Annotated in this window: 12 protein-coding genes; 4 read left to right on the forward strand and 8 right to left on the reverse strand. The window is 54.7% G+C overall.

Going from position 1 to position 11,839, the window contains the following annotated elements; translation table 11 throughout:
• The 4 genes from tnpA to BM152_RS19455 form a co-directional block, all read right to left on the reverse strand.
• Nucleotides 1-258, reverse strand: a 258-nt coding sequence (tnpA, locus tag BM152_RS16955; protein WP_139222530.1) for an IS66-like element accessory protein TnpA, incomplete at its 3' end; no start/stop codon positions are given.
• A gap of 631 nt (nt 259-889) precedes the next feature.
• Nucleotides 890-2,239 (reverse strand): NADP-specific glutamate dehydrogenase, encoded by a 1,350-nt coding sequence (gdhA, locus tag BM152_RS16960; protein WP_066606717.1) that lies wholly within the window; start codon nt 2,237-2,239, stop codon nt 890-892.
• Nucleotides 2,240-2,953: 714 nt separating this feature from the next.
• Nucleotides 2,954-3,274: a DMT family transporter gene (locus tag BM152_RS16965; protein WP_074914553.1), complete on the reverse strand. Its 321-nt coding sequence runs from the start codon at nt 3,272-3,274 to the stop codon at nt 2,954-2,956.
• Nucleotides 3,275-3,781: 507 nt separating this feature from the next.
• Nucleotides 3,782-4,075, reverse strand: coding sequence for a hypothetical protein (locus BM152_RS19455; RefSeq protein ID WP_211435254.1), 294 nt, complete (start codon nt 4,073-4,075; stop codon nt 3,782-3,784).
• A gap of 1,098 nt (nt 4,076-5,173) precedes the next feature.
• Between BM152_RS19455 and BM152_RS16975 the strand changes: the two genes are divergently transcribed.
• The 3 genes from BM152_RS16975 to BM152_RS16990 all read left to right on the forward strand — a co-directional run bounded on the left by BM152_RS16975 (nt 5,174) and on the right by BM152_RS16990 (nt 6,755).
• Nucleotides 5,174-5,365: a hypothetical protein gene (locus BM152_RS16975; RefSeq protein WP_074914556.1), complete on the forward strand. Its 192-nt coding sequence runs from the start codon at nt 5,174-5,176 to the stop codon at nt 5,363-5,365.
• Nucleotides 5,366-5,491: 126 nt separating this feature from the next.
• Nucleotides 5,492-5,830 (forward strand): hypothetical protein, encoded by a 339-nt coding sequence (locus BM152_RS16980; RefSeq protein ID WP_074914558.1) that lies wholly within the window; start codon nt 5,492-5,494, stop codon nt 5,828-5,830.
• Between the two features lie 337 nt (nt 5,831-6,167).
• On the forward strand, nt 6,168-6,755 hold the full coding sequence (locus BM152_RS16990; protein ID WP_066606653.1) for an exopolysaccharide biosynthesis protein: 588 nt from the start codon (nt 6,168-6,170) through the stop codon (nt 6,753-6,755).
• Between the two features lie 191 nt (nt 6,756-6,946).
• On the opposite strand, the gene BM152_RS19720 is transcribed toward BM152_RS16990, so the two are convergent.
• Complete coding sequence (locus BM152_RS19720; protein WP_066606654.1) at nt 6,947-7,219, reverse strand: helix-turn-helix domain-containing protein; 273 nt, start codon at nt 7,217-7,219, stop codon at nt 6,947-6,949.
• 26 nt (nt 7,220-7,245) lie between these two features.
• The gene (locus BM152_RS17000) at nt 7,246-7,848 is read right to left on the reverse strand and encodes a cation efflux transmembrane domain-containing protein (protein ID WP_231730562.1); all 603 of its coding nucleotides are present in this window, start codon (nt 7,846-7,848) and stop codon (nt 7,246-7,248) included.
• Between the two features lie 112 nt (nt 7,849-7,960).
• Between BM152_RS17000 and BM152_RS17005 the strand changes: the two genes are divergently transcribed.
• On the forward strand, nt 7,961-8,371 hold the full coding sequence (locus BM152_RS17005; RefSeq protein ID WP_066606658.1) for a MerR family transcriptional regulator: 411 nt from the start codon (nt 7,961-7,963) through the stop codon (nt 8,369-8,371).
• Nucleotides 8,372-8,595: 224 nt separating this feature from the next.
• Here the strand turns inward: BM152_RS17005 and BM152_RS17010 are convergent, their stop codons facing one another.
• Both BM152_RS17010 and betA read right to left on the reverse strand, forming a co-directional pair.
• Nucleotides 8,596-10,029, reverse strand: a complete 1,434-nt coding sequence (locus BM152_RS17010) for an NAD-dependent succinate-semialdehyde dehydrogenase (RefSeq protein WP_066606663.1) — start codon at nt 10,027-10,029, stop codon at nt 8,596-8,598.
• Nucleotides 10,030-10,184: 155 nt separating this feature from the next.
• Nucleotides 10,185-11,834, reverse strand: coding sequence for a choline dehydrogenase (gene betA, locus BM152_RS17015; RefSeq protein ID WP_066606666.1), 1,650 nt, complete (start codon nt 11,832-11,834; stop codon nt 10,185-10,187).
• Nucleotides 11,835-11,839 lie beyond the last annotated feature (5 nt).

Genomic DNA, 11,839 nt, shown 5'->3' on the forward strand with positions numbered 1-11,839 from the left:
CCCGCTCTGCGTTACACTCACCGGCGTAAATGACACCGGGCGAGAAGAGCCAAGCTCTCCGTTTCTATACTGCCGCCGCCAAGTGGTCAGAAGCGAGCGGCAAATACCATGCCGCCGAGCTGTCGCGGTCACCTGTCGGTGACCAACAAAGCTTTCCTCCACAATGCGTAGTTTGTCATCATCAGACCAGGACCGACGGCGAACGCCATCGGTCGCGGAAAGAACTTCAATTTGGGAACAGTTGATAAAGTCGGACATAAGGTCGGACTTACCATCGGAGCCAAGCCCTGTTCAGACGGCCCTCGCCGGAGCATTACGGACCTGATGCGCTTGTGGTGTTTCAGCGACCATTGGCCCGGCAAGGATGAGAGCGATCGGGTCGGTCTGTCGAATGGTGCTTTTTTTTTCAGCAGGTTGCGGATGTGAAGGGCGATGGTTGTAGACGAAACTCTCAGCGTGTCCGTGAACTACGATGGGCGCGCGCCACGAGAGAGAAGTGCTTCGACATGGGCTTCGATAGGCGTAAGATCGAACAGATCGATCAAGTTTTTCAGATACCTATTGGGTCTGTGCGGGTGGCGATAGATACAGGGCAAATTGCGGGTCGTCTGGAACTGAGCTTGCTGGGATTTCGAGCGTTCCTATGAGGGCAGAAATGGATGATCCGTTCCATGCAGAATCACGCCTGTCACCTTTTTCCGACGCTGGTGTGCCTTCTTTCATATCCACTATCCCACTGTGAAGGGCCGCAGCGCAATTGGGATCGTCCAAACGAAGCCTGTCGTTGGAGACAGTGAAGAACGACGCGTCTTGTGCCATATCTCGCGTCGCGGAGTTGGCATGGATGATACGGCCACCATTATCCCAAAGCACGGCCCCGCCGTCGCCTTTAAATCACTCCCATTGCCCGCATCGCATCAGCCACGCGCTCGAAGCCCGCAATATTGGCACCAAGAACATAATCCCCCGGAACACCGTATTCTTCGGCTGTTTCGTGGCAGGATTGATGGATGTTGATCATGATTTCTTCAAGACGGCTTTCGGTCTTGGCCGCGCTCCAGCTATCGCGGCTGGCGTTCTGCTGCATTTCAAGCGCAGATGTTGCTACACCGCCCGCATTGGCCGCTTTCCCTGGCGCAAAGAGGATATCTGCGGACTGGAACAGACGCACGGCCTCAGGCGTGGAGGGCATATTCGCCCCTTCCGCCACAGCGATCACACCATTCTCGATGAGCTTCTTGGCGTCGCTGCCGTGCAACTCGTTCTGGGTGGCGCAGGGTAAGGCGATTTCGCAAGGCACATCCCAGATCGAACCGTTATCAACATAGTGACACCCGTCGCCACGCAGGGCGACGTAATCCTTGATCCGTCCTCGCTTGACCTCCTTGATCTGCTTGACCAGATCAAGATCGATGCCGTTGTCATCCACGATGTAGCCGTTGGAATCCGAACAGGCCACGACCTTGGCGCCAAAGGAAATGAGCTTCTCCATTGCATAGATCGCAACGTTGCCCGACCCTGATACCACGCAGCGTTTGCCTTCCAGATCAATTCCTTTCACGCCAAGCATGGAGCGAAGGAAGAAGGCCGTTCCGAACCCCGTTGCTTCCTTGCGCGCGCGGGAACCGCCATAGACCAGTCCTTTGCCCGTAAGGACCCCCGCCTCGAAACGGTTGTTGAGGCGTTTATACATGCCGAACATATAGCCGATCTCGCGTGCGCCTACGCCGATATCACCAGCAGGCACATCCACATATTCGCCGATATGACGATGCAATTCGATCATGAAAGACTGGCAGAACCGCATGATCTCGCGGTCCGACTTCCCTTTGGGATCAAAGTCCGAACCGCCCTTGCCGCCACCGATCGGCAAACCCGTCAGCGCGTTTTTGAAAATCTGCTCGAACCCCAGAAACTTGATGATCCCGAGGTTGACAGACGGATGAAAACGGATGCCGCCCTTATAGGGGCCAAGCGCCGAATTGAACTGCACGCGGAAGCCACGGTTGATCTGAACCTGATTGTTGTCATCGACCCACGGCACGCGGAAGATGATCTGGCGTTCGGGTTCGCAAATCCTCTCGATCAGGGCCTCGTCAGAGTATTCAGGTTTTCTGGCGATGACACGACCAAGGCTTTCAAGCACCTCACGCGCGGCCTGATGAAATTCAGGCTCCCCCGCATTTCGATGCAAAACGGTGCTAAGAATAGGCTGGAGTTTTTCGTCTATTGTATTCATAACGCGGTCTTTCTGGGCTAAGAACGAACTAAATGCCCAAAAAATAAGCAAATCGCAAGAAGAAACCGTCCGCGTTTCCAAACTCGCAACGTAAATTTTCTGCATGCAGTATCGAACGGCAGCTATAGGAAAACTGCGGCTTAGCACGGATGCAACTGTATAAACGCCTGCAATGGGCCGTCCTTACAGCAGCATGCCTCTCAGGCGGGAGATTTTGCAAAGGTCGCTATCTGCGCATTGCCGGCCTCGGTGCCCGATACAGCATGACAGTTTGGCTCTGGCCGGGATTGAATGGCCGCTTATGAGATTCTGGCATGAAGCTTTTGCAAGCGCGACAAATTCACACGACCCGCCCTGTCTAACGGCGTTCTAGCATATCTACTTGATTGAGTGAGCCTCCTTCAATTTTATGCCCGTTTCCATGAAGTTGATTTTTCTACGCGTATCTTAAAAGGACGTAGGCGTCCGGGTTTTCAAGAGAGGTTTCCGTTGGCTGTCGGGGGCAGGTGGGGCGACGGTCCTCTAGGAGGATTCTGGTAAACGTCATCTATATGCAGTTTCGCGTGGGTGTTCTGATGATGCAAAACGAGATCCAGAATTTGATACCGCCAATTGTGAGTGGAGCAGCGTGTCGGAGAGGGAGGGCGGTGATCGATCGGTGGATGACATTGCCCTTTTGTCTGACATGCTGTCGCCGTTTCTTTTGGTCGCAAGTCAATGAGGTCCGGCCAGTTTCATCGTGATGATGCCGCTGATGATGAGCAGTGCCGCAATGATCCGTGTTAGCGTGACACTCTCTCCCAAGACGGCGATCCCGAGGATGAACGCGCCAATGGCACCGATGCCTGTCCATATCGTATATGCCGTGCCGAGTGGCAGTGTTTTCATCGCGACGGACAGCAGCCCGAAGCTGGCAATCATCGTGACAATGGTGATGATCGTCGGGGTGATAAGAGTGAAGCCGAGAGACTTTTTCATCGCGAAAGCCCAGATAACTTCCAGAATGCCGGCTATGAACAGACAGATCCAAGCCATGCTTGTTCTCCTTGTGCCGGGCCGTCCCGTATGGTGACCAAGATGGTGAGGTCGTCCTCATATGAGAGAATAGGGGGGCATAAATGTCTTGGCAACCAGACCTTCGATATGGAAATCGGAGTGGGGCAGCGTGCATGGGTTTGGGGGTGCGTAGAGCGCATCTAGACGTCGTTTTCCGCGCGCTGTTTTTCCACGGGTCCGGCGTGCGAGGCATGCTTTGTCGGCCTCACGTGTCGAACCAAATGCGGCGATTTCTATCTCACTCAAGAGCGATCCTATCGGGTAAAGGGGCGAACATGGATGCGGGCCTCCTTGCTACTTCACTCTAGGACAGGCTTCCGACTGACCTAGAAGTCCTGCGGCATTTCCGATCAGCAATGTGATTTTTATCGCAATGCAAAAATGATTTTTGAATTTTCATCGGACTGTGAAAGTCTTGTAGACATCAAGGCTCCTCGAACGCCGGGGGTAATGCAATGTAATCAATAAAGTATTTCGAATATGACATCACAGAGAAAAGCAGACACCGAGCGGGTGAAGAGAAGAGAAATCTATGTCAATGATGAGACGTGGAAGGGGATTAAAGCCGCCGCGAAGCAGGGAGATATGAGTGTCTCGCGGTATTTGGTCCAGTGCCATGAATCTGATGCGCCAAGGGGCAATCTGGGGCATCTCATCGCTTTTATCGAAACTCTGCAATGTATCGATCAGGACCTGAGGGATATTGCTTTCGCTCTCGGCGAGGGGGACCGCCGTCAGATCGTTCTCACGCTTTTCAAGCTTGTCGAAATCGAACGTCATCTTCGGGCGATTGGTGAAAGTCTTAAGTCATGATGATCACGTGGTCTCGTCATACAGGGTCTCATGCGAATAGTTCGCCGGAAGCGGTGATCCGCTATTTGTTGTCCGCACATGTCAAGAAAAACCTTGAGGGTCGCAGTGTCGCCATCGAGCGTAATCCCGCGCCGGAATTGTTGATGGGCACCCCGGAGCTTATGGTTTTGACATTGAGGGCGTTGCGGCAGATGCACAGGTATTCTGTCTCGACGCTTTCTTTTGCTCCGGAAGAGGTATCCGTTGATGCCTTCAATGACTTCGACCCAGAGGTGAGACGTGACGTATACCAAGCACTCGGATTGTTTTTCGAAGTTGCCTATGCGGGCATACCAACATGGGCGCGTTTGCGGCCGCTGATTGGGACGCACACGCACACGGGCCGCTTGGAAGTAAATATACTTATGCCGCGAGTGGTCAGAAATTCCAGGGGCCGAATACGTGCCTATAACCCCCATCCGCCGCTGAACACATATCGTAGAATGTGGGACAGCTGCCGCAATGTTCTGATTACATATTTAGGCTGGGCCGACCCCCTCGATGCGTCCCGTCGGCAAATGACGAAACCTTCGGACATGCTCTTGAAACTACAGCGCGAAGCGGCACGATCTGGTGGCCGCGTGCCTGATGATCCCGGAAGAAGTGTGCGCGGGATGGCGGAATGTTTGGTCGAGTGGGGTAAGCTGGAGAACAGGGAGCAACTGGTGAATAACATCATCAGCGAAAGTGACAGCCGTCTTATCCCGACGAGAACAAGTAAGGACACCGTCACGTTCTATAATCGCGAAACGAGTGAGATGGTCCGCCTTGGCGGCTTCTATTTTTCCGATGCATTTATAGACGGAAATCTGCTCACGACCAGGAAGACGGATGAATACGGTGTCTCCCGCCGCGCTGAGCTGGCCGCAAGCCCAACAGAACTGGGCGAAGCTATGGCGAGGAGGGCAATTTCCAATTCAGCCAAGTATGGTCACGCTGTTCAACGTGAGTTTGAGCCCCTGGCGATCCTGAGCGGACCTAGGCCGCAATGGCTCTTTGACACGATATCCATGAAAGGAGTGCAATATGGCACAGACATTAAGCCCGCTAGAACAGCAACTGGCCAGGCAACTAGAGAAATTGACGGCAGAACAGGCGTGTCGCATCCAGGATCTGGAAGATCGGGTCGCGGAGTTGGAAAAGGAGCGCAAGGCCATGCGCCGGATGCTCGACTTTTTCGATGCGCTCAACAGCCCGCAACCGTCTTCGGACGGCTGAGGTCATATCTGTTGGATCTCGCCAACAACTTGCGACATCGCCAGACCCGGATGCTTTTGGTGCAGGGCTTGGTCCGCGCGTCATCTGCAGACTGGAAGACTATCACAAAAAGATTGAAGGCATTGAATGACCGAAACTTCACATCCCCAAGACTGGCCGGAACTTCTGGTCGAACTCCGGAAGCTCACAGCGCTGATCGAGCCGCTGCAAAAGATCATGGCTCAGGAAGAAGCGCCGGCCTTGTCAGAGCGGGTGGATCAATTCGTGACGGAAATCAGCCTGATCCGCGAGCAGATGGAGCGGGCCGTGACCGCACTCGAAGCGGATACCGAGACGCGGGAAAGGGTGCAGGCGCTCACCTTGGAGATGGCAAACCAAAAACAGCAGATGGCACGAATGGAAGCAGGAATTGCCAGAGTTCTGCGCCTGATGGGAGAGCCGGTGCAGAGCAAGCAGGTGCGTTGACGCGGGGAGAATTGATTTCCAGCGCGCGGAAGGCTGCTCGCAAGCAGGGCGTTGCCACTCTTCGCTTGTCCTTTGTGAACCGTGATGGCCAGCAGTGGTTGCGTGCTGAGGCGGATGGCGTGGAAACATTCTTTGATGGGAGCCGTGAGGTGGGATTCGACCGCGGGCTCGAGCCTCCCGCTGACGATAATCAGGGGCCTGGGTTTTAGGGATCATCGAGAGGAGTAGATGGGAGCGTCGCCGCTGTGATGCATGTTGATGCCGACGTCGCCATTCTCACACGCAGGAGGAAACCTTTAGCAACATGGGGCGGTTATGCCGGTGTAGGAGACGCAGTATGACGCGAGAAAACACACACGCCCTGAGTGATGTGCTGGATCAACTGGAAGATGGACTGACAGACGAGCAGGTTTGTGTCCGCGATATTGTCGATGCGAGCGGTCGGAGTTCGTTTGCCTCCCTTATATTGATTTTTGCTTTGATCTGCACGTCGCCCGCAAGCACAATCCCGGGGCTCACGACAGCAACGGCCTTGATTGTGTTCAGTCTGACAACCCAATTGATTTTGGGGAAGAAGTCCGTCTGGTTGCCAGATTTCATAATGCGCCGCAGAGTCTCCAGAAAGACAATAGTGGATGGCATCGCATGGTTGCGACAACCGGTTCGCTTTGTTGAAAGATTTCTGAAGGTGCGTTTCACCATTGTGTTTGAACGGCCTTGGCTGTGGGGCTCGCTGAGTCTGATACTTTGCTTGACTTTGTTCATGCCATTTATGGAGGTCATCCCGACTTCCGGCTCTATTGCGTCGGGTGCCATTGCCATGTTCGGGGCAGGGTTGCTGGCTCGGGACGGTGTTCTCGTCGTGATTTCTATTGCTGAGCTATCGGTCGTGCCGCTTGTGATATGGCAGGTCGGCTTTGTGTGACGGATCTGAGGCCATCCCTATGCTGCTTCTCATGACAGGTGTTGAAATCGTTCTTTGCCGCAAGGCATGGAGCGAGGAAGGTAGATCACACATAAAATGCGCTGAGATTGCCCGTGCCGCAGCAGAGAGGGCCGCCCAATTGATTTGATCCATCTTGGAAAATCATGTCTCTCACGCCGAGCTTGGGAGTGTTAATTGCAACAGCTACAGCTGGTCGTCTTCGGGCGTGCTGCTTTGTCTGCCTCGGTCAAAGGCTGATCCCCTAGTAGAGTTTCCGGTTCCACTTGCAGCGCCGCTGCGAGACGCAATGCCATGTCGGAGCTGAGTTCGCCTCTCCACGGTAAGGCACCTTCCAAGCGTGCGATTTGGCGTTCGGTCAACCCCGATATTTTGGCCAATTTTGTTCGGCCCATCCCTCGGGCTCGGCGCAATTCCTGAATGCGTTCGGGTTGCAGTATGAGCATTGTATCTTCCTTTGATGTATTAAAAGTCAGTGCAGGAGCGGAACTGGGTGCTTACGTAAGTCGCGCCACTCCCGCGATGCATCGCGCATAATCTGAACGGCGCCATGAAGAGCCAGACCAGCCATGAGGCCTGCGACGATAAAATCGGGCCAGCCGTGGCCAGTGCCAAATACCCCGAGAGCCGCAAGGAGCACCGTGCAATTTGCGACAACGTCATTGCGCGAACAAATCCAGACGGATCGCATATTTGCGTCCCCCGACCGAAATGCCGTCAGCAGCACCAGACAAATCACGTTCATAATAAGCGCAAGCAATCCGATAAGCCCCATTGTTGGAGCATGTGGGACAGACCCGTTGGCAATGTGCCAAACGATCGTGCCCAGAACCCAGATGCCAAACACTCCCATAGACGCACCTTTGACCCATGCCGCCCCTGCGCGCCAACGCAAACCTGCGCCCAAGACGGCAAGACTGATCGAGTAATTTGCTGCATCTGCCAGAAAGTCTAGTGCGTCCGCTTGTAAGGCGGCTGAACCGGCGACCATCCCCGCGCCAAGTTCCAGCACAAACATTGCCGCGTTGATCACCAATACAACCCAAAGCACTCGACGGAACCGTGTGTCGGCCATTGCAGCTGTCGATGATGCGCAGGTGTCGGAAGAGCAGCAGGGCATGGTATATCTCGCAATTCAACGTGTTTCGCCTTATCTATAACCCCTCTAGTTACTTGAGGGGCAAGGCATGACAGACAAGAATATTCGCATCGGTGAACTGGCCCGGTTGACGGGTACCAAAGTGCCAACCATTCGGTATTATGAGCAGATTGGACTGATGCCCGAGCCTTTGCGCACAGCCAGTAATCAGAGGGTCTATGGAGAAGCTCAAGTCCAGCGCCTGCGATTCATTCGTCGATGTCGGGCACTTGGGTTTTCCATTGAACAAATTTGCGAGCTCGTTGAGTTGTCATCCGAAACCGAGCGCCCGTGCGAAGAAGTCGACATTCTGACGCGCAGGCACCTTGATGAAGTCGAGGCAAAGATCGCGGATCTATCCGCGTTGGCGCAGGATTTACGCGCTCTAAGTCAACGCTGCCAAGGCGGCGGATTGATTTCCTGTTGCGGCGTTTTGGATGGGCTGAATAAGTCTGTGTGAGCGCTATTCGCAGGGGCCGAAACTATCAAAGTTGGCTGTTTCTTTTATGTGCTAAGAGTGAGTTAGCGAATGCGCCAAGTCCAGACGTTTTGATGCCGTAGTCGTTCAGATGAGAGCGGCATTCGTAGCCGTAGGGATTGCCCCTTCGACACGCGAATGTCGAGGGGCTGGTTGTAAATAGGGTGTTGAGAAACGTGACGGAGCAGCCTTTCGGGCTGGGAAACTCAATCCATGCGGGTCACAAATCTTGTGTCGAGATAAGATTCTATTGCGTCGGATCCCCCTTCCGTTCCGATACCGGAATCTCCGATGCCGCCAAAAGGCACTTCGGGCAAGGCCAGTCCCAGATGGTTGATGGTAAGCATCCCGGCGCGGACTTCGTTTTGCAGACGGGTCACGGTTTCGGAGGACGTGGTGAAGGCATATGAAGCCAGACCGAAGGGCAGACGGTTTGCCTCCTGCAGTGCGGCGTCAGTCGTGTCAAAACGGTTGATTACCGCTATAGGCCCGAATGGCTCATCGTTCATGATTGCGGCATTGGTCGGAACGTCGCAAAGCACTGTGGGTTCAAAGAACCATCCGGTGTTGCCGATGCGTTTGCCGCCTGTGACCAAGGTTGCGCCGCGCGATACAGCGTCTTCGATCATTCGCTCCAATGCGGGAATGCGCCGGTCATTGGCGAGAGGTCCCATTTCGGTTTCGGGGTCGGTGCCGGGGCCGACACGCACGGATTGGGCGGCTTTGGTAAAGCCTTCGATAAATTGAGTGGCCACGCTGTCCTGCACCAGAAAACGTGTTGGCGAGACGCAAACCTGCCCTGCATTGCGGAATTTATGGGTTGCCATCATCGCAACGGTCTTATCGATATCAGCGTCTTCAAAGACCAGAACGGGGGCATGACCGCCCAATTCCATCGTCGATTTTTTCATATGAGCGCCGGCCAGTGCGGCCAGTTGTTTGCCCACCGGCGTGGAGCCGGTAAAGGAAATCTTGCGGATCACCGGATGTGGAATGAGATAGCCGGAAATTTCAGCGGGATCGCCGTAAACAAGGTTGGCGACGCCGGCAGGCAACCCCGCGTCGGCAAAGCAACGCATCAATTCGGCCGGTGAAGCCGGCGTTTCTTCGGGGGCTTTAACGATGATGGAGCAGCCGGCGGCTAGTGCCGCAGACATTTTGCGCACCATTTGATTGATCGGGAAGTTCCACGGTGTGAAGGCGGCGACGGGGCCGACGGGTTGTTTCACGGTGATTTGTGTCACGCCGGCTTGTCGCGAAGGAATGACTTGCCCATATGTGCGGCGGGCTTCTTCTGCAAACCAGTCGATCACATCGGCAGCTGCCAGAATTTCCACGCGAGATTGGGCGATTGGCTTGCCCTGTTCGGTGGTCATGATGTCAGCGATTGGGTCGCAGCGCTCGCGCAAGAGATCCGCGGCGCGGCGCATGAGTTTGTAACGGTCAAAGACACCGGTTGCGGACCAGACCTTGAACCCTTCACTGACGGCTTCGAGTGCGAGATCCAGATCTGAGATACTGGCATGGGCGACACGGCCGACTTCGCTGGCCGTCGCAGGGTCGATCACGGGCAGGGTGCGGCCATCTTCGGCCGGGGTCCATGTTCCATTGATGAAAAGCTCGGTGTTGGGGTAGCTCATGCGTTGGTCCTTTGTTGGAGGTCTGGCGGGGCGCATAGGGGGATATGCGTCATAAAGGTTATACATGTAGGCGACCAAGATTGAATGCTTGGTCGCCTCCGCGAGTACGAGATTTTTGATCAGATGATTTGCCCTGAAAAGAGCCGTGGAGATTTCTATCTCTGGCTGTTTTTCCAGTCGGGATGTATCCACGGTTCAGCGTTCGAGGCTGGTAGAGGATTTTTCCCCAAGATATGATCCGCCGCTTTTTCACCCGTCATGATCGAGGGGCCGTTGAGATTGCCATTGGTAATCTGCGGGAAAATGGAACTGTCTGCGCAGCGTAGGTTGTCGATGCCGATCACACGGTTCTCGGGGTCAACCACCGCCATAGGGTCACTGGCATCTCCCATCCGGCAGGTGCCACAGGGGTGATAGGCGCTTTCTACATGCTCTTTGATGAAGTCGTTAAGTTCATCGTCGCTTTGTACGGCATCGCCAGGCTGGATTTCATGTTTGACGAAAGGTTTGAATGCCTCTTGAGCAAATATCTCTCGGGTGAGACGGATGCAGGTGCGGAAGTCTTCCCAGTCTTTTTCATGGGACATGTAGTTAAACACGATGCGGGGCGCTTCGTTCGGGTCCTTTGAACGAAGCGTGACTTCGCCGCGCGAAGGCGAGCGCATTGGGCCGACATGGGTCTGAAACCCGTGACCTTCGGCCGCGACCTGTCCGTCATACCGTATTGCGATGGGGAGAAAGTGGTACTGGATGTCGGGATATTCCACGCCTGCTTTCGAGCGGATAAAAGCCGCGCTTTCGAATTGGTTCGACGCGCCGAGCCCTGTTTTTGTAAGGAGCCATTGTGCTCCGATCAGTGCTTTCGAGAAGATATTCCAGTGTTTGTATAGTGTTATTGGCTGTTTCGATGCCATTTGCATGTAGATTTCAAGATGGTCCTGCAGGTTTTTGCCAACGCCTTTGCGATCTGCTTTGACCTCAATTCCCAGTCCCGACAATTCCTCGGCAGGTCCGATGCCCGATTGCAAAAGGATTTTGGGCGAGTTGATGGAGCCGGCGCACAGTACGACTTCGCGGTTGGCCGTGATCACGCGCCCGTCCGCGAGGCGCACACCTGTGGCGCGCCCGTCTTCAATCTCGATTTTTTCGACCAGCCCGCGAACAATATTGCAGTTTTTGTGTTTGAGGGCGGGTTTGAGATAGGCATTGGCCGCTGACCAGCGCCGGCCTTTATAGACCGTCTGCTCCATAGGGCCAAAGCCTTCTTGTTTCTCGCCGTTATAGTCTCCGGTGAGTTCATATCCTGCTTCTGCGCCCGCATCGACAAAGGCGTGATACAGGGCATTCGAACGGGGTCCTCGGCTGACATGGAGGGGCCCATCTGTGCCACGCCATTGGGGATCACCGCCATGGCCGCCTTCATGCCATGTTTCCATTCGATTGAAATACGGGAGAACGTCTTTGTAGGCCCAGCCTTTGGCACCCATGTCCGCCCATGTGTCAAAATCACGAGCATGGCCGCGCACGTAGACCATGCCATTGATAGAGGATGAGCCTCCGATGACTTTACCGCGCGGTGTTGCGAGGCGGCGGCCGTCCAGATGTGGTTCGGGTTCTGACCTGTAGCCCCAGTCATAACGCGACATATTCATGGGATAGGAGAGTGCTGCGGGCATTTGAATGAGGGGGCCGGCGTCGTGGCCGCCGTGTTCGATCACAAGGACAGATGCACCGCTTTCCGCGATGCGGTATGTGATGGCCGAACCTGTGCTGCCTGCGCCGATGATGACAAAATCTGCTTTCATATTAA

The sequence above is a fragment of the Celeribacter halophilus genome, assembly GCF_900114135.1.
Lineage (GTDB): Bacteria > Pseudomonadota > Alphaproteobacteria > Rhodobacterales > Rhodobacteraceae > Celeribacter > Celeribacter halophilus.